Source organism: Mesorhizobium sp. STM 4661 (assembly GCF_000359125.1).
GTDB lineage: Bacteria > Pseudomonadota > Alphaproteobacteria > Rhizobiales > Rhizobiaceae > Mesorhizobium.
In genome coordinates, this window is sequence record NZ_CAAF010000032.1 from 1 (window position 1) to 24,083 (window position 24,083).

The following is a 24,083-nucleotide window of genomic DNA, read 5'->3' on the forward strand; positions in this document are numbered from 1 at the left end:
GTCTCAACCCGCGCTGTTCTGCGGATAGCAGATGATCGAGAGATAGCGCATCGGCAGAACCGTCAGCACTTCCGGCCCATGCGGCGCATCGGCGTCGAAGAACAGGCTGTCGCCGGGCTTCATCGGATAGAGGTTGCTGCCGTGTCGGTAAACGACTTCGCCTTCGAGCATATAGAGGAACTCCATGCCCTCATGCTGGAAGGTGGGGAAGACATCCGAATCCTCGGTCAGCGTGATCAGATAGGGCTCGACGACGACACCGCTGGTATTCGAGCCGATATGTCCCAGCAGATTGTACTGGTGGCCGGCGCGCGTGCCGCGGCGCTCGACATCAAGCCCTTCGCCGGCCTTGACGAAGACAGCGCTGCGCTCCTCTTCGAAGCGGCGAAAGAAGGCGGTGACGGGAACGCCGAGCGCGCGCGACAGCGCCTGCAAGGTCGTCAGCGACGGTGAGGTGATGCCGTTTTCGATCTTCGACAGCATGCCGAGCGAAATATCGGTGGCGACGGCAAGATCGGCGACCGTGATGCCGAGCTTCTTGCGGAACGCCCGCACCTCGCGGCCGATCGCAACCTCCAGCACCTTTTCGCGAGTATCGCGAATGGCATGCGGGTTCTGGGTGAGCGGTGTGCGGATGGTTCGCCCGTCGGCTGCCTTGGGCAATGGCTTGGTCTTGGCCGCGGCGATGCCAGGCTTGGAATCTGAAGACTTTTTCGCCATGTCGCCGCCCCGAACCCTGTGGATTTATTTCACTCAAGGTGAACATATTCGTTGCCGATACATGAGCGCAACCGCCGCAACAAGCCCTGCGCGACGGATTGCCCGGTTTTCCCGATGTTTGGTCCGCGACCGCTTTTCCCCGAAAGTTGCGATCGTGCAACGCTGTTTCGACGCAAGCCCTGTTGACAGCGCGGGAGCGCCAATTACTGTCCCTGTCAGTGAAATTTGTTTCGTTAGGGAAATCAGAACGGGAGGTCCGCAATGAAAAGTCGTGTTGCCGTCATTGGTGCCGGACCGTCCGGTCTGGCGCAGCTCAGGGCCTTCAAATCGGCGGCCGACAAGGGCGCCGATATTCCCGAGGTCGTCTGCTTTGAAAAGCAGTCCGACTGGGGCGGCCTGTGGAACTACACCTGGCGCACCGGCCTCGACGAGCACGGTGACCCGGTGCATGGCTCGATGTACCGCTACCTCTGGTCGAACGGGCCGAAGGAATGTCTCGAATTCGCCGACTACACGTTCGAGGAGCATTTCGGCCGGCCGATCGGCTCCTATCCGCCGCGCGCCGTGCTGTGGGACTACATCAAGGGCCGCGTCGAAAAATCCGGCGTGCGCAAATGGGTGCGTTTCAACAGCCCGGTGCGCATGGTCACTTTCTCGGACGAGACGAAGAAGTTCACCGTCACCGCGCATGACCGCGCCAACGACGTCACCTACTCCGAGGAGTTCGACAATGTCGTCGTCGCCTCCGGGCATTTCTCGGTGCCCAACGTGCCTTATTTCGAGGGCTTCTCGACCTTCAACGGCCGCATCCTGCACAGCCATGATTTCCGCGACGCCATGGAATTCAAGGGCAAGGACATATTGATCATCGGCCGTTCCTATTCGGCCGAGGACATCGGTTCGCAATGCTACAAATACGGCGCCAAATCCATCACCTCCAGCTATCGCTCCAAGCCAATGGGCTTCAAATGGCCGGAGAACTGGAAGGAAGTGCCGCTGCTGCAGAAGGTCGTCGGCAAGACGGCGCATTTCAAGGACGGCAGCACCAGGGAGGTCGACGCCATCATCCTGTGCACCGGCTACCTCCACGCCTTCCCGTTCCTCACCGACGATTTGAAGCTCAAGACCGCCAACCGCATGTGGCCGGATAGTCTCTATGAGGGCGTCGTCTGGGAGAAGAACCCGAAGCTTTCCTATATCGGCATGCAGGACCAGTTCTACACCTTCAACATGTTCGACGCGCAGGCCTGGTTTGCCCGCGATGTCATCATGGGCCGCATCAAGCTGCCTTCGGCCGAGGCGATGACCGCGCACGGCGCGAAATGGCGGGCGCGCGAGGAGACGCTGGAAGACGCCGAGCAGATGATCTGGTTCCAGGGCGACTACACCAAGGAATTGATGGACCAGACCGACTATCCCGGCTTCGACGTCGAGGCTGTCAACCAGACCTTCATGGAGTGGGAACACCACAAGATGGAGAACATCATGACGTTCCGCGACAATGCCTACCGCTCGCTGATGACCGGTACGATGGCGCCTCTGCACCATACGCCCTGGCTGCAGGCCATGGACGATTCGATGGAGAGCTATCTCGAAGTGAAGGGCGTGGCGGCGGAGTAGGTTACGTTGAGGATAAAGTCGGTTCTGCTTAATCGACGACTGGCTGCTAGTAGAGGCATCTCAGTTTTAGATTAGCGTTTCTTCCTAAATTTCCGGAGGTCTGTTTCGAGTGTATAGTAAGTAGTTCCTCTATTATTTCCCTTTGTCTTTAATTCGTTGGATGACACCATAGCACGAACAGTAGATTGTACCAGTGTTTTGTCCTCTGATGTTGCCAAGGCCAATTTCGCTAAGTTTAAGCCGGGCACATTTTTCAGAGCGTCGTTGATTCGTATCTTGAGTGTATCAGAAGCAGAGTCCGACCGACTTGTAAGTGGTGGGGCCTCTTGCCGAATCAGAATCATAAGTTTTGCTTCGAGGTCAGAATTCGAGATATACTGAATTCGATCTATTCCTTTTATATCCGATGGTACTTCCTGGTTCTGATCTAGTCTAGGATTCAAAAGTATAAAATATCTCTTAGACAATCCAATAGCTATACCAAGTTCAAGGGCAACGTTAGGATTCCATCCTGTTATGTCAAAGAGTGAAATGTCAGAGCTTCTTATATATTCTGTGATTTTATGGAGTATATGATCGCTCGTAATCTGCTCGTCCGCAAATTTGAAGGTTACAGGGTAGGTTTTCGAAACAGAAGAAAACGTCGCCTTGTAGTCATCTAGCGGAAAAATTTTGTAAGGGCAGGCTACGAATACGCTAAGTTTAGACATTTTGATCGTTCCCCCTAATGAATAAAGATAGGTGACTCTACTCGAATCCGCAGAGAACATTAACGTTTGAATTGCAGTAAAGTCGAGGCGACAAATCTGAAGCGCTACCCCAATCTCGCCCGCGCCTTCGCCGTCCACGCATTGAACAGCCGGTCGGCGACAATGCCGATGAAGGCGATGGCCAGCCCTGCAACGATGCCGCGGCCGGAATCGGCCTTGGACAGCGCGATGAACACTTCCTGGCCGAGATCGCGGGTGCCGACCATGGCGCAGATGATGATCATCGCCAGTGCCATCAGGATCGTCTGGTTGACGCCGAGCATGATCTCCGGCAGCGCCAGCGGCAGTTGCACGCGAAAGAAGGTCTGGCGCTTGGTGCAGCCCGACACCTTGGCCGCCTCGATCAGTGCCGGCGGCACCTGCCTGATGCCGAGATTGGTGTAGCGGATGGCCGGCACCACGGCGAAGGCGACGGTGGCGATCATCGCTGTGACGTCGCCGACCCTGAACAGCATCACCACCGGGATGATGAAGCAGAAGGACGGCAGTACCTGCAGCGTGTCGATGATGGGCGTCACGATCTTCTCGAAACGGTCGCTGCGCGCCGCCATCAGCCCGACCGGAATGCCGATCAGGCAAGCGATGAAGGCCGAGATGCCGCAGAGATAGACCGTCGCCATGGTCTTTTCCCAGAGACCGGTGACGGCGCAGAAGGCGGTCAGCGCGGCGACGAGAGCAGCAAGGCGCCAGCCTGAAAGCTGGTAGCCGGCAAGGCCGAGCAGGAATACCGCTCCTAGCCACGGAAAGCCTTCGCAGAAGGCGCGCACCGGGTTCAGCACATTGAGGATGAGCGCCACCCGGAAGGCTTCGATCGTGTCGAAGAAATTGAGCGTGATCCAGTTTACCGCTGCCTTCCAAAGCGGCGCGGTGGTGAGGGTCATCGCTTTCGGCAGCGCCGCGAACGCTGGCACGAACAGGCCAAGCAGCGTCGTGATGGCGAGGATGGCGATGGCAAGCGTCAGATTGGGATAGCGCCGCCAGAAGCTTCGGCTGGCCTCCTGATGGACACTGCCCTTTGCCTGCTTGTGCGCGATAGCCTGGCTCAGCCGGTCGAGCGCGATGGCCAGCGCGACGATGGCCAGGCCGGCTTCCATCGCCTCGCCGACCTTCAGCGCGCGCAGCGCCAGGAGCACGTCGTAGCCGAGGCCGCCGGCGCCGATCATCGAGGCGATGATCACCATGTTCAGCGCCAGCATGATGACCTGGTTGACGCCGACCATCAGCGTCGGCCGCGCCGACGGCAACAGCACCTTCCAAAGTTTCTGGCGCGCCGTGCAGCCGGCCATCTCGCTGAAATCGTCGATCTCGGACGGCACCCTGGACAGGCCGAGCATCGTCGCCCGCACCATCGGCGGCGTGGCGAAGATGGCGGTCGCGATCATCGCCGAAACCGGGCTGTTGCCGAACAAAAGCAGCATCGGGATCAGGTAGGCGAAGGTCGGGATCGTCTGCATCAGGTCGAGCGCGGGCGAGATGATGAGCCTCTCGGCCCAGGGCTTGCGCCATGCCCAGATGCCCACGAACAGGCCGGTGACGATGCAGAACGGCACGGCGATCGAGATCAGCCCGAGCGTCAGCATGGCGCTGGTCCATTGGCCGAATAGCGCGATGTAAAGGAAGCAGCCGCCGACCAGCGCGCCGAGCTTCCAGTCGCCGGCGGCGCGTCCGGCGAGATATGCGGCGGCGCAGACGCCGACCCAGGACAGGCGCGGCAGCACCAACATGTCCGCGCCATGGCCGATCTTGAAATTCTTGGCCAGCAGGCTGAGCGCGAAATCCAGCGGCACGCCAAGCACAGCGGTGATCGAGCGGGTCAGCCAGGAGAAGTTCGACTTTATCCAGCGCATCAGCGCGCTGACCCAGTCGGCGACCGGAACGACCGCCTCAGCCGGATAGTTGACGGCCCAGGGCAGGCTCTCTTGCAGCAGGAACACGAGGAGCACGGCGGCGAGCGCGCAGGCCCAGATCGCCAGCCAGCGTTGAACCGGCGGCCTGGATTCGCTGGCGCTTGCCGTCACCGTCATGCGCCGGCTCTCGGGCGCTCTATGCCGGCCAGCAGATCGATCACCGCTTGCGGCGTCACTTCGCCGATCGGCTTGCCGGTGCCGTTGACCACGGCGAATGGCTTGCCGGCGGCAACGATATCAGCCGAGAAGCTTGATATCTTGGCATCAGGCGCCACGACACCGCCATGCTCTGAGCCGTCGCAGGCGCGCATCAGGCTCTTTGCCGAGATCACCTTGGCGCGGTGGACGTCGCGGGTGAATTCGGCGACATAATCGGTCGCCGGATTGACCACCAGCTCTTCCGGCGTGCCGATCTGGATGATCTCGCCGTCCTTCATGATGGCGATGCGGTCGGCCAGCCGGATGGCTTCGTCGAAATCATGGGTGATGAAGACGACGGTCTTGCGCAGCATGGTCTGCAGTCGCATCAGCTCGTCCTGCATCTCGCGGCGGATCAGCGGATCGAGCGCCGAGAACGGCTCGTCGAGGAACCATATCTCCGGCTTGGTGGCGAGGCTGCGGGCGATGCCGACACGCTGCTGCTGGCCGCCGGACAGCTCGCGCGGATAGAAATGCTCGCGGCCGCTCAAGCCGACAAGTTCGATGACCTCGCGGGCCCGCTTTTCGCGCGTTGGCCGGTCCTGTCCCTGGATGCCGAGTGGAAAGGCGATGTTCTCCAGCACGTTGAGATGCGGCAGCAGGGCAAAATTCTGGAACACCATGCCCATGCGGTGGCGCCTGAGCTCGATCAGCGCGGCATCGGAAATCTTCAGCAGATCCTTGCCCTCGAACTCGACCTTGCCATGCGTCGGCTCGACCAGCCGCGACATGCAGCGCACCAGCGTCGATTTGCCGGAGCCGGACAGGCCCATGATGATGAAAATCTCGCCCTGGCGGATTTCGAGGTCGACGGCGCGTACCGCGCCGACCAGCCCAGCCGCCGCGACCTCCGCCATGCTGGCCTTGCCGTCGCGCTCGCGGATGAAATTGGCCGCGTTCGCCCCAAACAGCTTCCACACATTGCGGCAGGCAAGCTTGATCGGCCGGGCATCCTTGCCGGCCGTTTTGAGACCCAGTTCAGTCGCTTCGCTCATGCAGTCGGCCTTCTGGAATCCGAAGAAGTCACATTGGCAAAGACCCCCTCATCCGGCCGCTTCGCGGCCACCTTCTCCCCGAGGGGAGAAGAGGTCGCCGGCGCCGACATTTGCCTCTTCTCCCCAGCGGGGAGAAGGTGGCCGCGAAGCGGCCGGATGAGGGGGCCTCACATGCGAGAGCCTGGAGCAAGAAACCCGGCCCCCGAGGGCCGGATCTCTTGGTTTCCAGTCGGAACGATCACTGCGCCCAGGCTTTCCAGTCGGCCTCATGGGCCGCGATCCAGGCGGCGGCGACGTCTTCCGGCGTCTTGCCGCCGAGATCGATCTCGCCGCTCATCTTGTTGAGCTCGTCGGTGTCGACCGTGTAGGCCTTCGCGACCTTGTAGGCGACCGGCCATTTGTCCTTCATGCCGGCCCAGGAATATTTCCAGATCTCGCCATGCGGCTTGCCGCAGTCATATTTGGCATCGGGATTTGCGCCCCATTTCGGGTCGTTGTAGCACTCCGTCGTATATTCGGGGAATTCGACCCACTCGCCCTTGTATTTGGCCGGCGCCCAATGCGGCGAATAGACCCAAAGCATGATCGGCGCCTTGCGCTGATAGGCTGAATCGAGCTCCGCGAACATCGCCGCGTCGGTGCCGGCATGGATGACGGTGAAGGGCAGCTTCAGCGCGACGACGCGCTCGTCGTCGTAGCCTTCCCATGTCACGGGTCCGCCAAGATAGCGACCGCTCGGCGCCGTTTCCGCCGTCGAAAATGCCTCGGCGCATTTCGGCTCCTTCAGCGCTTCCCAGTTCGGCAGGCCGGGGCACTTTTCCTTCATGTATTCGGGGAACCACCACTCTTCCTTGGCCTTCGGCCCGAGCGCGCCGAGCCGCTCGGTCTGCCCGGTCGCATCGGAGGCCTTCATGGCTTCGCCGGCCGTCGTATCCCAGAACTCCATGCCGACATCGAGATCGCCATTGGTTAGGCCGGTGGTCAGGCTGGAGAGATAATCGGCGGTCGGGTACTCGACCGTGTAGCCGAGCTTTTCAAGGATACCGCCGAGGATCTTGGCGTTCAGATTGACGCTGGTCCAGTCGAACAGCGCGATCTTGATCGGGTCGTTGGATTCAGGTGCGGCCGCTTGCGCCGCCGGCGTCAGCGCGCTTGCCGCGGCAAGTGCCAAGGCTCCCATTGATAAATTCGAAATCAAACTCCGAAATGACATGCTAGTTCCCCTGTCAAACTCTGGTGAAGATTATCGTCCATTCCCTTCTTGCGTCTTTTTTGATTGTGTTGGAAACGCTGGTCGTTGCGCAAGGCCGTTGGCGCCACATTGCTGCCGGAACTGATGCCGGCGCGGAAGGCGTGGTGCCCGATTTGATGAGGATGTCGTGCGGGATGGGGCCGCCTCATGGCTGCCCATGGATTGCTGCGCGAGCAGTAGCAGTCAGCCGTGGATCGATCGCCGGTCTTACGGTGCTCTGTAACCTGCGAGCCATCAAGGTCCCATGATCCCTGGCTCGGCAAACCATCTGGCCCGCCAAAGCCGTTTCATGGGATGAAATTATATATACCAAGGTTCATATCATGCAACGCATAATGCTATTTCTGCGTGCAATTCGCTGCTGTTCGAGTGTCCTCACGACATGATCAGGCCGCCATCGACATTGATGGTCTGGCCGGTGATGTAGGCCGCGTCGTCGCTGGCCAGAAAGCTGACCAGGCCTGAGACGTCCTCGCCGCTGCCGGCGCGGCCCATCGGGATATTCTTCACCCATTCGGCCATCAACTCGCCGGGCTTGTAATCACCCATCAGCTTGCCCCAGGCAGCGTCGTTATAGGCCCACATGTCGGTGTCGATGATGCCGGGACAGATCGCGTTGACGGTGATCTTCTCCTTGGCCACCTCCTTTGCCAGGCTCTGGGTGATGCCGACGACGCCGAATTTCGACGCCGCATAGTGCGGCGTGTAGATAAAACCTTGCCGCGCCTGGCCGGATGCGGTGTTGATCAGCCGGCCTCCTTCGCCATGCTTGCGGATGCGCGCGATCGCCTCCTGGCAGCACAGGAACACGCCCTTGGTGTTTACCGCCATCACCTTGTCCCATTCGGCTTCGGTCATTGCCTCGATCCTGGCGATGGTGATGACGCCGGCATTCTGCACCGAGATGTCGACGCGGCCGAATTCTTGTTCGGCCAGATCGTAGAGCGCGGCGACCTCGTCCTTCCTGGTCACGTCCATCCGCAGCGACGCCACCTTGGCGCCTTCCGCTTTCAGGCAGGCGGCGACTTCGTCGACGCGCGGGTCGATGGCGCCGACGACGACGGCAGCGCCCTCGGCCGCGAAGCGCCTGGCCATGGCCGCGCCAATGCCGCCGCTGGCGCCCGTGATGACCGCCGTCTTTCCCTCAAACCGCTTCTGCACTTTCCTGTTCTCCTACCAGCAGACAAAGCCGCCATCGACGATCAGGTCGATGCCGGTGACGAAACTCGAAGCGCGGCTGGCCAGGAACACGGTCGGGCCGACCATTTCCTCCGGCGTCGCCATGCGCCCCATCGGCGTGTCGCGCTCGAATATCTTGACTTGGTCGGCGACCTCCGGCCGCTTGTTCATCGGCGTCAGCGTGTAGCCGGGGCTGACCACATTGACGCGCAGGCCGCGATCGGCCCATTCCATGGCGAGGCTCTTCGACATGTGGATGACGGCCGCCTTCGACGAATTGTAGTGCGCCTGGGTCAGGCCGCGATTGACGATCGAGCCCGACATCGAGGCGATGTTGATGATCGAGCCCTTGCGCCGCTCGAGCATGGTGCGCGCCTCCGCCTGGCAGGACAGGAACACGCCACTGACATTGACGTCATAGAGCTTCCGCCATTTTTCCAGCGACAGCGTCTCGGCCGGCTCAGCCCCGGCGATCCCGGCATTGTTGACGGCGATGCTCAGCGCGCCGAGTTCTTTCTCCGTACGCTCGACCGCCGCCGCCAGATCGTCTTCGGAAGTCACCGTGCCGGTCAGCACCAGCGCCTTGCGGCCAAGCGCCGTGATCTTCTGCGCCGTCTCTTCCAGCCCGCCTTTGGAGGCATGGCCGAAACAGGCGATGTCGGCGCCGGCTTCGGCGAGACCAATGGCGATCGCCTGGCCGATGCCGCTGCCGGCGCCCGTCACCAGAGCCACGTCCCCGTGAAGATCGAATAGTGTCATCGTCGGTCCCTCTGCTCCAACCGCCGGATCTCCCTGAAATGAAGGGGCGCCAGTCCTGCTGGCGCCCCGCGCGGTCCGGTGCCTGGGAGGGTATCACCTGCTGCGCTTTGTTCCGATTCCCTTGCCGTGCCTCAACTCGTCGCGAGTTCCATCACCGCGACATTGCTGGCCTCGCTGCGGTCGAGAATGCCGCGCTGGCGGCCGCGGCTCAGCACCAGCACCCGATGCGACAGGCCGAGCACTTCCTCGAGGTCGGAACTCACCACCACCACCGCCATGCCGGAGCGGGCGAGGTCGGCGATGACGTCGTAGATCGCGGCACGCGCCCCGACATCGATGCCGCGCGTCGGCTCGTCGAGGATGAACACCTTGGGCGGCCGCGACACCCATTTGGCGATGATCACCTTCTGCTGGTTGCCGCCGGAAAGCTTGCTGACCGCCTGGTTCGGCTTGCCTTTGACGCCGAGCCTGGAGATGCCGGCCTCGGCGAATTTCCGCACCGCCTTTGGAAACACCCAGCCCTTCGGCGCGACATGGTCGAAATTGCCGAACGCCAAATTCTCGCCGATCGTCTGGTCGAGCACCACGCCTTGCGCCTTGCGGTCCTCGGGCACCAGCACGACGCCGGCCTTGATCGCCGCCGCCGGGCCATTGAGATGCACCGGCTTGCCGGCAACGCGCACCGAGCCCGACGAGATCGGATCGGCGCCGGCGATCGCCCGCACCAGTTCCGTGCGTCCGGCGCCGATCAGTCCGGCGATGCCGAGAATCTCGCCGGCCCGCACGGAAAAGCTCACCTTGTTGAAGCTCTTCTCCGGCGAGGACAGGTTTTCGACCTCAAGCAGCGTCTGGTCGCCCGGCGGCGACAGTTGCGGGAACATCCGCTCCACGCTGCGGCCGACCATCTGCTCGACTATCGCGCGCACCGGGACGTCGGCGCGTTCGTGGCGGGCGACGATGCGCCCGTCGCGCATCACCACAACGCGGTCGGCGATCGCGGCGATCTCGTCCAGCCGGTGGCTGATATAGATGAAGGACATGCCTTCCACCTTGAGCTTGCGGATCTGCTTGAACAGCAGTTCCGTTTCCTCGCCGCCAAGGGCAGCCGTTGGTTCGTCAAGGATCAAGAGCTCGGCATTCAGCGTCAGCGCCTTGGCGATCTCGACCTGCTGCTGGGCGGCGATGCGCAATGTGCGCACCTTGCGCTCCGGCGAGACGTCGAGGCCGAGGCGCCTCAACTGCGCCGACGCCTGCGCGTTCATCGCCGCGCGGTCGATGCGGCCGCCGCGCATCGGCAGGCGCCCGACATAGACATTCTCCGCCACCGACAGGTCAGGCAGCAGCTTCAGTTCCTGGTGGATCATGCCGACGCCGGCATCGATGGCCGCGGCGGGGGAGGCGGGGGAATAAGGTTTCCCCCGCCAGGTGATGGTGCCGGCATCGGGCTTGGTCGAGCCGGCGATGATGTTGGAGACGGTCGACTTGCCGGCGCCGTTCTCGCCGAGCAGCGCCACGACCTCACCCGGCCGCACCTCGAAGCTTGCATCGGCCAGAACCTGGACTGGTCCATAGCTCTTGCAGAGGCCGCTGACGAAGAGCCCGTTGTGCGGGCTTTCGCCATGGTGAGGATCAGGAGACATCGTTGCGCTCGTCAACTCTTGGGAATGCCAGGCCCTAGGGATGCTTGGCGATGAACTGCTCGACATTGTCCTTGGTGGTCAGCGTCGCGTCCTGCAGCTGTTCGGCGGGAATGGTTTCGCCGGCCACCAGCTTGATCGCCGCATCGACGGCAAGCCGGCCCATGCCTTGCGTCTGCTGCGTCGCGGTGACGTCGAAGACGCCGTCCTTCAGCGCCTTCAGCGCCGCCACGTCGCCGTCGAAGCCGGCAACCCAGACCTTGTGGCCGGGATTGGCAACCTTGACCGCCTGGGCAGCACCAAGCGCAAGAGCGTCGGCCTGGCCGATGACGATCGAGACATCGGGATGCGCCTGCAGCAGATCCTGCGTCAGCTTGAAACCTTCGTCCTGGTGCCAGCCTTCGCTCCACAGCTCGCCGACCACCTTGATGTCGGGATAGGCGGTCAGCGCTTCGCCGCAGCCCTTCGAACGGTCGACTTCCGGCGTCGTGCCCTTCTGGCCGTGGATGATGATCAGCTCGCCCTTGCCGCCGGCCTGCTTGGCGATGTAGTCGCACACCGCCTTGGCCGAGGCCACGCTGTTGGTGGCGATGAAGGTGTCGCCCGGTGCGCCATCGGCGTTGCGGTCGACATTGACGACCGGAATGCCGGCAGCCTTGGCGGTCTTGGTCGGAACGGTGGCGGCAGTGGCGCCGGCCGGGATATAGATCAGCGCGTCGATGTTCTGCGTAATCAGGTCCTGCACCTGGCTGACCTGCGTCGCCGAATCGCCCTTGGCGTCGACGGTGACGACTTCGATGCCCTTCTCCTTGCCGTAGGCTTCGACGGACTGCTTGATCTGGTTGAAGAAGTCGGCCTGCAGATTGGCGACCGCGAGGCCGAGCTTCTTGGCTTCCTTGGCCGAGGCCATGTCGGTGAGGCCGAGCAGCGGAATGACGGCCGCGGCGGCAAGCAGCAGTGAACGTTTGGTCAGCATGTGTTTCCTCCGTTGATGTTCAATCTGTCCCGCCTGCGCATCACGGCGCCCCTTGGCCGAACATTCCCAGTTTCGGATCGACCGATCCGTTTCCGCCCGGACATCCCAGGCGAATCTCATTGCGCCCCACTCTTCATTGCGCTCTGCGCCGCCAGGTGTCGGTGGCGACCGCCAGCGCGATCACCACGCCGATCACCACCTGCTGGATGAAGGGCGAGACGCCGAGCAGGTTGAGCCCGTTGCGCAGCACGCCGATGATGAGCACGCCGATAACGGTGCCGCCGATCGAGCCGACGCCGCCCGACAGGCTGGCGCCGCCGATCACCACCGCCGCGATCGTGTCGAGCTCATAGCCGAGGCCGGAGCTCGGCTGCACGGAATCGAGCCGCGCCGCGAGCACGATGCCGGCGAGACCGGCGAGCACGCCGCAGATCGCATAGACCCAGTTGGTCAGCGACTTGACCGGAATGCCGGAGAGCCGCGCGACCTCGGCGCTGCCGCCGATCGCATAGAGGCTGCGGCCGGTGGCGCGATAGTTCAGGAAGATCGCGAAGATGATGGCGAGTACGATCATCAGCCCGACGGTGACCGACAGGAAACCGAAATGACGGGTGATCGACAGGCTGGTGAACCAGTCGGGAAAGCCGACGATCTGCGAGCCGTCGGTGATCATGTTGCCGAGGCCCCGCGCCACCGACATCATGGCCAGCGTGGCGATGAAGGGCGGCAGTTTGGTAACCGTCACCAGCAGGCCTGACACCAGCCCGCACAGGCCGGCGACGACGAGCGCTGCGGCGATGCCCGATGGCAGGCCGAGATTGAGATAGTCGGGATGGGCGACAAAGCCCATCACCATGGATGCCAGCGCCAGCACGGAACCGACGGATAGATCGATGCCGCCGATCAGGATGACCAGCGTCATGCCGATCGCCATGATGCCGAGCACGGTGATCTGGTCGAGCACGTTGAGGACGTTGCGCACCGTCAGGAACGTGTCGGTGGTCAGCGTCAGCGCCAGGCACAGCAGCACCAGGCCGATCAGCGGTCCCATGGTTCCGGCGAACAGCGCCGAAAGCTTCGCGCCGGCCGCGGCCTGTACGCCGGTCCCGGCTTTCAAATCGCTCGCATCATTGCTCACAGCCACTTCGTCTCCTCCGTCAGCGAAGCGGCGATGGCCCGCCGTCCGCCTTGTTCACCAGGCACCTCCCTGTGAACAATTTATCTTTGATATGCAATTTTGTTCAGCTAAACTGTTCATTAGAAAATTGTCAAGGGCCGTTGCGCCATTCGGCGGCGTTTGCGCCGCCAGACGGTTTGCCCTCCAGGGAAGTCAAAGGCATGATGCCTTGCCGGAATCGGGTTCCCCGGTTCGCACGTCTCCTGGTCATGGGGGGACGGCGGCCGGGACAAGGTAGGACGGCTGTGGGCAGCCGTGGGAGGGCACGAGGATGGCGGTGATCGAGAACGAAAAAGCCTCGCGCTTTCCGGATGGCGAGCTGAAGGCCCGCGCCGCCTGGCACTATTATGTCGAGGGGCTGACGCAGGAGAGGATTTCCGAGATCCTCGGCGTCGGCCGCATCAAGGTGCATCGCATCCTCTCCGCCGCCCGCGAGGAGGGCATCGTCCAGTTCCGCATCCGCGACACCGTCGTCGAATGCGTGCAACTGGAAGAGAGCCTGAAGCAGCGCTTCGGCCTCAGCCAGGCCGTCGTCGTGCCGTCCGCCGCCGACAGGAGCAACGCGCCGCTGATGATCGGCCACGCCGCGGCCGCCTATCTGGCCGACAATGTGAACCCTGGTGATGTCATCGCGCTCGGCTGGGGCCGCACGCTGAAATTCGCCATCAACGAACTGCCGCGGCGGCCGATCGCGAGAACCACGGTGGTCTCCATGCTTGGCGGCCTCACTCATGCCCAGCCGCTCAACCCGACCGAGAGCGCCTGGGAGTTCGCCGAAAAGATCGGCGCCGAATGCTTCCTGCTGCCGGTGCCGGTCTATGCCGACAGGCCGGAGCAGCGCGACGCCTTCATGAGCCAGCGCAGCGTCCAGGATGTCGTCTTCCGCGCGCGCAGGGCGAACATCGCCGTGCTCAGCGTCGGCTCGTTCTCCAACGACAGCCCGATCGCCAATTACGGCTTCATCAAGCCCAGCGAACTCGAGGAATTGCAGGCGGCCGGCGCCGTTGGCGACATATTGTGCCATTTCATCGATGCCGAAGGCCGCCCGGTCGACCATGAGGTCAATCGCCGGGTCTGCGCCTATCCGCTGCAGGACCTCTCCGACATTCCCAACATCATCCTGGTTTCGGGCGGACAGGAGAAGGTGGCCGTCATGCGGGCAGCCCTTGCCAACGCCAGGGTTTCGGTGCTGATCACCGATGAGGATGCAGCCAAGGGCCTGCTCAACCGCTAGATATCGCGGCGCTGAGGATTTGAAAGAGATCAAGGCTGTCGCAGCCGATCTCAAATACAGCGGCGCAGAATTTCGCTCTGTAGCGATCCTTCCCACCCCCCTCTGTCCTGCCGGACATCTCCCCCGCAAGGGGGGAGATCGGCAATTGCGATGCCGTCGCTCATCCTGCAACGCTTGTGGTTGGCGAAAACGGTGATGAGGGCTCAATCTCCCCACTTGGGGGGAGATGGCCGCCAGGCCAGAAGGGGGGTGCTGTCCCGCCGACGCAAAGGCTGTCCGAAAGGTCTTCGACCTGTCAAAATCTCTAAACTTCTTCGCCAACTTCGCCGAGACGCGCGTGGATATCGCGCGTCGCGTGATAGAGGTCGCGGTAGATTTCTTTGCGCGTGCGGTAGAAAGGGACCAAATCGCCGACCGGGTCGACATGCCTGGTCGGCGCTGCCGTCATCGCTTCCGCCGCAGCCTCGGGTGAGGCAAACCATCCCACAGCCGAGGCTGCAAGCATGGCAGCGCCGAGCGCCGCCGCTTCGTTGACTGGCGAGACGGAAAGAGGTCGTTCCAGCACACTGGCCATGATGCGCATCAGCAGCTCCGAATTGGTGCCGCCGCCGGCCGCGATCATCGCCGTTGGCTTGCCGCCGGTCTGGCCCTCCATCGCTTCGCTGGCGATGGCCTGCTCGAAGGCGATGCCTTCCAACACGGCGCGGAAAAGATGCTTCGGCTCATGGTCGAGCGACAGGCCGACGATCGCGCCGCGCGCCGCGCCGTCCCAATAGGGGCTCATGACGCCGGCCCAATAGGGCATGACAAGCAGGCCGTCGCTGCCGGCGGCGACATCGACCGCCGCTTTCTCCAACGCCGCCGCGGAGGCCGAGCCGGTCGTGCGCACGATCCAGTCGACCAGTTGCATGCCGGAGCGCAGCACCGTCTCCAGCATGAAGCCGGAGCCGGTTGGCGAGACCAGCGTTCGAAACGTGTCGGACGTGGTGACCTCTTGGGAATAGCAGCCGCAGACGACACCGGAGCCAAGCGAGAGGTAGCTCTTGCCCGCGCCATGAACGCCCATGCCGAGGCCCATCGCCTGGCCATCGCCGGCGCCGGCGATGATTGGCGTGCCTGCCCTCAGACCGGTTAGTCCCGCAACGCCTTTACTAAGTCCGCCGCACACCGTGCCCGGCGCCACCAGTTCCGGCAACTGGTCCGGTCGCAGCCCGGCGGCCTCGACAAGGCGTGGGTGCCAGCTACCGTTCTCGACATCGAGAAGCCCAAGCGGGTCGGCACTGGCAGTGCTGGTGACCAGCCGTCCGGTTAGTCGATGGACAAAGAAGCCGTGCACGTCGACGATTGCAGCGGCGTTGTGGAGTGCCCGCGGCTGGTGCTCCGCCAGCCAGGCGATGGCGTAGAGCGCCGGCGTCGGGTCCGGCGGCTTGCCGCTCCAGTCGCGGATCGCCTCGCGCCCAAGTTCGGCCGAAAGCCTGATGACCTGCGGGCGGGCGCGCTCGTCCAACCAAAGAATGGCGGGGATCAGCGGCTTGCCGCCGCCGTCGATCAGCGTGAAGGTCTCGCGCTGGTGGGCGATGGAAATAGCCGCTACGCGCGCGGCGCCGACCTTGTCGGTGACCGCTCTCAACGCACCGAGCAGCGCCGTCCACCAATGTTCGGCATCCTGCTCGAAATGGCCCGGCTTGGGATTGGAAAGCGGATAGGTTTCACGCGCCTGGAACAGTTCCTTGCCGTCACGCGTGAAGGCTATCGCTTTCACGGCCGTCGTCGAGGCGTCGATCCCGATTACGACATCGTCCATCAGGTGGAGATCCGGTTGAGATCAGGCGGCGTTGGTAACGAACCGTCCGTCCGACTGGTCGAGACGACGGCGGATCTGGGTTATCACCATCGAATCGTCGGGTACACAATTTTCATAGGTGAGGAAGTCGCCTGTCTTGACCGGCTTGACCACCTTGGCGCGCTCGGCCAGCCCGAGCGGCAGCGCACCCTTGGCGCGCGCGTCCTCCCAGGTCATGGCGAAGCCGCGATAGTCGTTCTCGCCGATCATGCCGAGCGACTGTCCGAGCCCAAGGTCGCTCTTGGCCACCGCCACCGCCTCGGCCACCGGATGGTCGAGCGGCTCCATGTCGGCGCGCTTGTAGACCACGGCGCGCGCCGCAGACAGCGGCACTTCCAGGCTGGTCAGATGGTAGGGGCGGAAGATCGTGAAATAGGGGCCCTTGCCGACCTTGAGGTCGACCATGCGCTCCAGCACGCGCGGATGCCGGGTCTCGATGATGCAGAACACGCCGGGCGCCACGCCCTTGCCGATCGAATAGTCGACCACGCCCTTGCGATGCAACACGCCGCCATCTTCGCGCGGGCAAAGCACGTTGGCGAGTTCCTCCAGCGTCGCCGCCGGACCGTGCATGCCGGGCACATCGGGCACCAGGCCGGTGGCGTTGGCGATCGCCACCATTTCGATCGCCGTCTTCGAGCCGTCGACGAACTCGACCAGCATGCGCGCATTCATGTTGCGCTCGCTCGCTTCTTTCTCGTAGTCGGCCGGCATGGCGTCGATCTTCAGCGGATTGTTCTTGCCCTTGCCGGCGGCGATGATGTTGAAGCCGAGGCTCCTGGCAAAGCCGATGATCTCCAGCGTGCAGGCGGGCTCGTCGCCGGCCGCACCCGTATAGACCACGCCGGCCTTGCGCGCTTCTTCTTTCAGGAAACGCCCGATGGTGATGTCGGCCTCGACATTGAGCATGACGATATGCTTGCCGTTCTTCATCACTTCCAGCGCAAACAGCGTGCCGATATTGGGATTGCCCGTGGCATCGATGATGACGTCGATGCGGCCGGCGGCGGCCAGCGCATGCAGGTCTTCGGTCACCGCGAGCTTGCCGGCCTCGATGGCGCGATCGATCGCCGAGGCATTGGCCGCCTGCACGATGTCGGAACCGTCGTGGCCGGCGAGCAGCGCCGCGTCGATCGCCGCTTGTGGCCGGACCTCTGAAATGGCGCCGATCCGCATGCCCGGCATCAGCGCCACCTGAACGACGATGTCGGTGCCCATCTGCCCGGCGCCGGCAAGCCCGATGGTGATCGGCCCCTGCTTTTCAGCGCGCTGCAAAAGTTCCGCTGCGAATTGCGGATGGGACATGTCGCTTCCTCCAATTCCTGACGCGCCGCCGCGCCGAATTCATCTTTTGAACATTCCTATTTCCATTTGAAAAATATTTCAACGGTCAAATCGGCGGTTGCAGCCCAAAATTGCGATCTCTGCTTGCAGCGCGGTCGCAAGCATGCGCCGATTTGCAGGTGAAGCCGTTCTTTAGGCTGACGTGGTGGCCCGCTGCCTGGACGGCGACGCTGGCCAGCGCGCACTCAGTGGGGAAGACCGTTTCTTCGGGCTTGGCAGCTCGTCCGTCTCGCTTCTGTCAGCCGAAGCGAGGTATCTCCACGCCCGCGCCGCCTTGCAGGGCCGACTGATGGGCGCAGATTCCCGGAGCCGTCCAGTCGGCGGCAGTTATTTCATCGATGGCGGGCTTGCGATCCTCGATAATGCTGCGGACGAATTCATGGACCAGGTGTGGATAGGATCCGCCATGGTCGTCCGCTGCATGCCCGGCGATTTCGGCGGGAAGCAGCTGCGCGAAATCAGGCACGCTGATCCGCTCGGCCTCGGAGCGGCGGGCGCCAGGGAATTCGCCAAGCTTCGAAAGGCGAAACAGAACCGGTCTTTCCTCTTCGAGCTGCTGCCATTCGAAAGTGGCGTCCTCGCCGTAGATGTTGAACGCTTCCGTATAGCCGCGCGCCGAATGGAACAAGGCCCGCGACACTTCCATGGCCAGCGGTTCGTCGCGGTCCAGCGCAAAGATCGCGCTCTCGATCGGGAAGGGATTGCCGTAGGGCTTATGCAGCTCGTCACGAAGATGGCCGGAGCCAAGGCAATGGACCTTGCTGGCGCGGGTCCCGGCCAGCGCCAGCAGCGGCGCAATCACATGCGTCGTATACCACATCGGCGGCAGGCCGGCCCAATAGGGCTGCCAGTTCTCCATGTCCTGGTAGTGCGCGCCGCGCAGGAATTGCAGGCGGCCGAACATGCCTTGCCGGGCAAGGGTCTGCACATGCAGGAATTCTCGCGCATAGACCTGCGTTTCCATCATCATGTAGTTCTTGCCGGATTTTCGCACCGCCGCGATGATGGCGCCGATATCTTCGAGCGAAGTCGCCATCGGCACGGCGCAGGCGCAATGCTTGCCGGCCTCCAGCACCTGGATGGTCTGCCGCGCATGGTCGGGGATTCCCGTGGCGAGGTGCACCGCGTCGATGTCGGGATCGTCGAGAACCGCATCGAGGTTTTCGGCGAGCCGGCCGATCCCGAACGTCGCACCTTGTTCCACGCGGCGCGACTGCCGTCTGTCGCAAAGCGTGACGTGACCCACATCGGGATGCTGCCGGTAGATATCGACAAAGCGGCCGCCGAAACCGAGCCCGACAACGGCAATGTTGAGTTTTCGCGAAGCTGTCATTGCGGGATCAGCGCGCCAGCGGCGGGAACTGTCCGGCGATGTTCTGTACGAACTGCTCGTTGGCGTGGATGGTGCGGCCGGCATTATGTGGGGTATGCACCACGTTGTCGCGCCCGAGCAGAGGGTCGTCCAAAGCCAGCGGCTCGACGTCGAACACATCCGCGGCGAGCGCCAGTTCGCCCTCCAGCACACGGCGGCGCACGGCGGCCATGTCGCAGATTGTCGCCCGTGTCACCAGCACGACCAGGCAACCGCGCGGTAAGGCATCGATCAGCGCCGCGGTCACCAGGCCGCGGGTCGTGTCTGTCAGCGGCAGCATCGGCGCGAAGATCTCGGCGTCGCGCACCAGTTCCGCCAGATGCCATTCGCGCCGTGCCCCGGCGCGGTGAAAGCCGGGTTCCTGCGCGAACGGATCCCAGGACGCGACATCGGCGCCGAGCATCCGGCAGAAGGAGGCGAAGCGGCTGCCGATATTGCCGGCGCCGACGATACGCACGCGCTTGCCGGCGATTGTACCGTTGGCGAATTGCGGATCGTCGCCGAACTGGCTGCCCCGCTGCCCATGGCCCGCACCGGAAGCCGGCGGGCTGTAATCCCAGGGCGCCAGGTCGCTCAGGATCTGCCGGTGCGTCTGCGGAATCCGCCGCAGGGCGGCGAGGCTGAGCCCCAGCGCGAACTCGGCGACGGACTGGCCCCAATAGCCTTCGGATGTCGACCTGTAGATGCGGATTGACCGTCTTTCGGCCTCGGCGCGAACCGCCTCGCCAAGCTCGGACTCTCCCAGCCCGATCTCCTCCAGTCGCGGCAGCGCCGCCAGGCCCGCCAGATCGAGGTCGACGCCGAGAAGAGCGAGGCGACGCAGGCTGCCCGAGCTTTTTGGAATGGGCACAGGTTCGGCACCGCCAATCCGGACGAACTCCACCGCGCCGGTTCGCTCCCACAGGGCCTTCCAGTATTCCGCCGCGAAGGGCCAGATGCCATCGAAGTAAGAGTTCACGATGATGGCGCTGCGTTGCTCACTCATTTGTGCCCTCATGTCGGCGTGGCCAATAGTCGAGCAACTTAGAGAGCGACTCTCGCTATCTCTACGCAAATCCGGTCAAAAACTAAGCACTCTTGATCACGGGCCACTGAGGTCAGCAGCAGCCAATCTTTGATCGGTTGCGCATAGTTTTTGACCAAATTGACGGCGAAATGCCGAAGATTATGCCCTAGGTTTTATTCTGCTACACGCTCAAGTCGACGCCCCTGATCCAAGTTAAATCGCGCTGGTAGGCGCGCCAGCTAGGCCAGGCGGACGCTCGCCTATGGCCCTGCAAAGGCCCTGAAAAATGCGAGAAACTTTCGAAATAACAACCGGCAGAACGCCAACAATGGGAGCCTGTCATGACATTCTACAAGAGCGGTGAGGACCGCGTTCCTGATCACATTCGGCAATTGGCGGAAGAAACGAAGGCATGCAACATGGACCGCCGTGAGTTCTTGGCTACGGCGAGCGTGTTCGGTGCCACGACCGCAATGGCATATGGCATGCTGGGGCTGCCCGTTCCGACAAAGGCGATAGCTCAAGAACCAAAAAAGGGCGGAATCCTTAAGGTGGCGATGTGGGTCAAGGATCCGAAGGATCCTCGGATGGCCGATTGGTCGGAAATCTCGAACGCGGAACGACAGGCACTCGAGCCGCTCGTCGAATACACGCGTGACTATACCTTCGAACCCTGCTTGATCGAAAAATGGGAAGTAAACGAAGACGCCACGGAATACATATTGCATGTGCGTCCGCATGTCTCCTGGACTGACGGTACGCCGTTTACCGCCGACGACGTGATTTTCAACATAACGCGTTGGGCCGACAAAAGCGCAGAAGGCAATTCCATGCCCGGCAGGATCGGCACGCTCATGGATGATGCAACCGGCAAGCTGCGCAAAGGAGCTGTCGAGAAGGTCGGCGATATGACAATCCGGCTGAAGTTGTCTCAGTCTGACATTTCGATCATCCCGAACCTTTCTGACTATCCGGCCCTCATCGTACACAAGAGCTTCGACGCAAAGGGCGGCAATTTTGCCGCGTGCCCAATTGGTACAGGCCCGTTCGAACTCGTGTCCTACGACGTTGGTCAGAAAGTGGTTTACAAGCGGCGGGAGGATGGGAAGTGGTGGGGCGGCGAAGCGCTGCTCGACGGCATCGAATTCATAGACTACGGCACCGACCCCGCTGCGACGGTCTCGGCCTTCGAGGCGGGAGAAATTCATATCAACTACGAGACGACGGCTGACTATGTGTCGATCCTCGACGGACTTGGGCTGGTTAGGTCGGAGGTAATCTCGGCCGGAACGGTCGTGGCCCGCACCAACGTCAACAACAAGCCATATGGTGACCAAAAAGTTCGCAATGCATTGCAACGCGCGGTCGACAACTCGGTTGTACTAGAGCTTGGCTACGGAAACGCCGGCCAAGTTGCCGAAAATCATCATGTATGCCCGATACATCCAGAATATTTCGAGCTCGCAAAAGTAGTCACAGACAAGGTTCAAGCAAAGGCGTTAATGCAAGAAGCCGGCCAGTCGGACTTTGAGCATGAACTCATTACCCCTGACGAGGATTGGATAAAGGCCTCTGGCGATGCCATTGCAGCACAATTGAGAGAGGCTGGAATCAAGGTCAAGCGAACTGTGCTTCCAGGGTCAATCTTCTGGAATGATTGGACCAAATATCCGTATTCGATGACCGGTTGGAACATGCGGCCGCTTGGGGTTCAGGTTTTGGCTCTTGCCTATCGCACGGGCGAAGCGTGGAATGAGACGGGGTGGTCCAATCCTGAATGGGACGCAAAGCTGGACGCGGCACTCGCAGTCGCCGACGCCCAAAAGCGAAAGGAAATGATGAAGGACATCGAGCAAATCCTGCAGGATTCCGGCATCATTATCCAACCGTTTTGGCGCAAGCTTTTCAATCACTCCGTCAAGGCAGTGAAGAACGGCGGCATGCATCCCACCTATGTCCACGAATACGCCAAAGTCTGGCTGGACGAATGAGACAAAACGATCGGGACCGCAGACGGCCATGTTCGGTTTGGGAGTCTCGATCTTGGCAACCTAATTTAGACGTCTCCATTCACGCGGCGACATCCGAAATGATTTCTGGAATGCTCGATTGAAGCCGGACAGGGTATCGAAGCCTGCCTGCTGACTGATGTCCAAGATCGAAAATGTTGTCGACCGCAGGAGAGAACACGCGGATTGGAGCCGTAGGTTGAGCCAATAGGCTTGGGGTGATTTGCCCACTGCCTGTGCAAACAGGCGCCGGAAATGAGGCTCACTCAAGCAGCAAAGGGCAGCCAGTTTGGACACGCGCAGCGGTTCAGCATGATGACTTGCCAGATAGTTCAGGGCTGGGGCCACGCGCAGGAAGTTTGCGTGCGGAATGGTCGCCGGCTGGTCCTTTGGTGCGAGCCGCTTCAATTCGATCATGATGAGCCAGGTGAGCGCCTTGACCGCCGATTGGTAGTCCGGGCGGTGGTCGGTCAGCTCGGAGATCAACCGCCTTACAAGCGGCTGCACCGGCTTTGCTCTGTCCCCATCAAGGACATTGATAAAGTTTGGGCCGGCTAGTGGACTCGGATCAAGCAGAACCGCATCGGTCGATGGCCCGAGAAGTCGGACAGGATCGAGATTTATCCAGCTCCAATAGCTGTCGGTCCCAGGCGTGCTGCGGGCACAGTGCGGCTCGGCGGCGTTGATAACGGAAATGCTGCCTTCCATGAAGGGCATCACCTTCCCTGCAACGATGAAGATGCCGGAGCCAGCATGGCAGTAGCCTATCTCCAACTCCTCGTGGAGTTCGAGATAGTTGATCGGATGGTCCGCGTGCTGATGTAGCGGACCGCCGCCAAGTACCGGAAAGCTCGGCTCGAGGTGGATCGGAGCAAACTCAATGGGGTACGATAGGCCTGATCGGATTCGCACGGTTTTTGACCAGATTCACGGTGATACTGAAACATTTTGCTTGTAGTCAGGTAGCCGATCACCGGCAAGGGCTAAAGGTTCTGCGGTGGCTATGATTGCTCGCATTCCTTCCCAAGTCGCACAACCTGACGCCTTAAGGGAACTTGCGAGACGAACAAGGCTCGGAAGGCATCTCATGCGATCTCAGGACACTCCGCGAAAAATCATAATCGATGCCGACCCGGGGCAGGATGACGCGGTCGCGATCCTGCTTGCCCTGGCGAGTCAGGAAATCCAGGTCCTGGGAGTGACTACAGTGGCGGGCAACGTGCAATTGGCTCTTACCGAAAAGAATGCCAGGAAAATATGCGAGCTCGCCGGCAAAACGGAGACCAAAGTTTTCGCTGGCGCAAGTTGTCCATTGGTGCGCCCGTTGGTGACAGCGGAGGAGTGGCATGGGGAGGCAGGTCTTGGCGGACCAACACTGCCTGAACCCTTGATGCCCCTTCAGAAGCTTCACGCGGTCGACTTCATCGTACAAGCGCTAATGAACGAGGATCCTGGCACGGTCTCGCTATGCCTGCTTGGGCCGCTCACCAATATGGCGCTTGCCTTGATCCGAGAGCCACTCATCTCCAGCAGAATCGACCAGATCGTACTGATGGGTGGAGGCTTTTTCACGGGAGGCAATGTGACCCCGGCCGCCGAATTCAACATCTATGTCGATCCTCATGCTGCCGACATCGTATTTCGCTCGGGAGTGCCGATCGTTGTTATGCCGCTCGATGCTACAAACAAGGTGCTTACAACACGAGAGCGGGTAGCTGCGTTTCGTCGTCTAGGCACCAAAGTCGGTACCGCGACGGCTGATATGCTGGAACTGTTCGAGCGCTCTGACACAGGGAGGCGCTTCGGTGAAGGAGGGCCGCTGCACGACCCCTGTGTCATTGCCTATCTGATCAAACCGGAACTCTTCGCGGGCCGTGAAGTCAACGTGAGTATCGAAACTGTGTCAGATCTCACGATGGGCATGACAGTAGCAGATTGGTGGAGTGTCACGGATCGGCCGAAGAACGCCATAGTGATAAGTGAAGCGGATGCCGACGGTGTCTTCGCCCTACTGGTTGAGCGGCTAGAGAGACTTTAGCCGGGCCAGCGTTTCCGGCATCGAGGCGACAGCCATGGGGCAAATCT

Annotated in this window: 18 protein-coding genes; 4 read left to right on the forward strand and 14 right to left on the reverse strand. The window is 61.8% G+C overall.

The window, feature by feature from the left end:
* Nucleotides 1-3: 3 nt before the first annotated feature.
* Nucleotides 4-720 (reverse strand): XRE family transcriptional regulator, encoded by a 717-nt coding sequence (locus MESS4_RS11420; RefSeq protein WP_006330153.1) that lies wholly within the window; start codon nt 718-720, stop codon nt 4-6.
* 261 nt (nt 721-981) lie between these two features.
* On the opposite strand from MESS4_RS11420, the gene MESS4_RS11425 reads away from it, so the two are divergent.
* The gene (locus tag MESS4_RS11425) at nt 982-2,340 is read left to right on the forward strand and encodes an NAD(P)/FAD-dependent oxidoreductase (RefSeq protein ID WP_006330154.1); all 1,359 of its coding nucleotides are present in this window, start codon (nt 982-984) and stop codon (nt 2,338-2,340) included.
* 814 nt (nt 2,341-3,154) lie between these two features.
* Here MESS4_RS11425 and MESS4_RS11430 read toward each other — a convergent pair.
* The 8 genes from MESS4_RS11430 to MESS4_RS11465 form a co-directional block, all read right to left on the reverse strand.
* The gene (locus MESS4_RS11430) at nt 3,155-5,134 is read right to left on the reverse strand and encodes an ABC transporter permease subunit (RefSeq protein WP_006330156.1); all 1,980 of its coding nucleotides are present in this window, start codon (nt 5,132-5,134) and stop codon (nt 3,155-3,157) included.
* Entirely contained in the window at nt 5,131-6,210 is a 1,080-nt protein-coding gene (locus MESS4_RS11435) for a glycine betaine/L-proline ABC transporter ATP-binding protein (RefSeq protein WP_006330157.1), read from the reverse strand. Before MESS4_RS11435 ends, MESS4_RS11430 begins: the two co-directional genes overlap by 4 nt.
* A gap of 238 nt (nt 6,211-6,448) precedes the next feature.
* Nucleotides 6,449-7,423, reverse strand: a complete 975-nt coding sequence (locus MESS4_RS11440) for an ABC transporter substrate-binding protein (RefSeq protein WP_036241082.1) — start codon at nt 7,421-7,423, stop codon at nt 6,449-6,451.
* A gap of 414 nt (nt 7,424-7,837) precedes the next feature.
* Nucleotides 7,838-8,623: a glucose 1-dehydrogenase gene (locus MESS4_RS11445; protein WP_006330163.1), complete on the reverse strand. Its 786-nt coding sequence runs from the start codon at nt 8,621-8,623 to the stop codon at nt 7,838-7,840.
* Nucleotides 8,624-8,635: 12 nt separating this feature from the next.
* Nucleotides 8,636-9,400: an SDR family oxidoreductase gene (locus MESS4_RS11450; RefSeq protein ID WP_006330164.1), complete on the reverse strand. Its 765-nt coding sequence runs from the start codon at nt 9,398-9,400 to the stop codon at nt 8,636-8,638.
* 131 nt (nt 9,401-9,531) lie between these two features.
* Nucleotides 9,532-11,040, reverse strand: coding sequence for a sugar ABC transporter ATP-binding protein (locus tag MESS4_RS11455; protein ID WP_006330165.1), 1,509 nt, complete (start codon nt 11,038-11,040; stop codon nt 9,532-9,534).
* A gap of 34 nt (nt 11,041-11,074) precedes the next feature.
* Nucleotides 11,075-12,013, reverse strand: a complete 939-nt coding sequence (locus MESS4_RS11460) for a sugar ABC transporter substrate-binding protein (RefSeq protein ID WP_006330168.1) — start codon at nt 12,011-12,013, stop codon at nt 11,075-11,077.
* Nucleotides 12,014-12,146: 133 nt separating this feature from the next.
* Nucleotides 12,147-13,130, reverse strand: a complete 984-nt coding sequence (locus MESS4_RS11465; RefSeq protein WP_036241088.1) for an ABC transporter permease — start codon at nt 13,128-13,130, stop codon at nt 12,147-12,149.
* Nucleotides 13,131-13,461: 331 nt separating this feature from the next.
* On the opposite strand from MESS4_RS11465, the gene MESS4_RS11470 reads away from it, so the two are divergent.
* A complete protein-coding gene (locus tag MESS4_RS11470) occupies nt 13,462-14,424 on the forward strand; it encodes a sugar-binding transcriptional regulator (protein ID WP_006330170.1) in 963 nt (320 codons plus the stop codon).
* A 304-nt stretch (nt 14,425-14,728) separates the two neighbouring features.
* Here the strand turns inward: MESS4_RS11470 and MESS4_RS11475 are convergent, their stop codons facing one another.
* The 4 genes from MESS4_RS11475 to MESS4_RS11490 all read right to left on the reverse strand — a co-directional run bounded on the left by MESS4_RS11475 (nt 14,729) and on the right by MESS4_RS11490 (nt 19,968).
* The gene (locus MESS4_RS11475; RefSeq protein WP_006330172.1) at nt 14,729-16,228 is read right to left on the reverse strand and encodes an FGGY family carbohydrate kinase; all 1,500 of its coding nucleotides are present in this window, start codon (nt 16,226-16,228) and stop codon (nt 14,729-14,731) included.
* A gap of 21 nt (nt 16,229-16,249) precedes the next feature.
* Nucleotides 16,250-17,572 carry an oxidoreductase gene (locus tag MESS4_RS11480; protein WP_006330173.1) on the reverse strand — a complete coding sequence of 441 codons (1,323 nt, stop codon included), beginning with the start codon at nt 17,570-17,572 and terminating at the stop codon, nt 16,250-16,252.
* Nucleotides 17,573-17,849: 277 nt separating this feature from the next.
* Nucleotides 17,850-18,944 carry a Gfo/Idh/MocA family oxidoreductase gene (locus tag MESS4_RS11485; RefSeq protein WP_006330174.1) on the reverse strand — a complete coding sequence of 365 codons (1,095 nt, stop codon included), beginning with the start codon at nt 18,942-18,944 and terminating at the stop codon, nt 17,850-17,852.
* A gap of 7 nt (nt 18,945-18,951) precedes the next feature.
* Entirely contained in the window at nt 18,952-19,968 is a 1,017-nt protein-coding gene (locus MESS4_RS11490; RefSeq protein ID WP_006330175.1) for an NAD(P)-dependent oxidoreductase, read from the reverse strand.
* 362 nt (nt 19,969-20,330) lie between these two features.
* Here MESS4_RS11490 and MESS4_RS11495 point away from each other — a divergent pair, with 362 nt between their 5' ends.
* Nucleotides 20,331-21,980 (forward strand): ABC transporter substrate-binding protein, encoded by a 1,650-nt coding sequence (locus MESS4_RS11495; RefSeq protein ID WP_006330176.1) that lies wholly within the window; start codon nt 20,331-20,333, stop codon nt 21,978-21,980.
* Between the two features lie 60 nt (nt 21,981-22,040).
* Here the strand turns inward: MESS4_RS11495 and MESS4_RS11500 are convergent, their stop codons facing one another.
* Complete coding sequence (locus tag MESS4_RS11500; protein ID WP_006330177.1) at nt 22,041-22,910, reverse strand: AraC family transcriptional regulator; 870 nt, start codon at nt 22,908-22,910, stop codon at nt 22,041-22,043.
* 175 nt (nt 22,911-23,085) lie between these two features.
* On the opposite strand from MESS4_RS11500, the gene MESS4_RS11505 reads away from it, so the two are divergent.
* A complete protein-coding gene (locus tag MESS4_RS11505) occupies nt 23,086-24,036 on the forward strand; it encodes a nucleoside hydrolase (RefSeq protein WP_006330180.1) in 951 nt (316 codons plus the stop codon).
* Nucleotides 24,037-24,083: the final 47 nt, after the last annotated feature.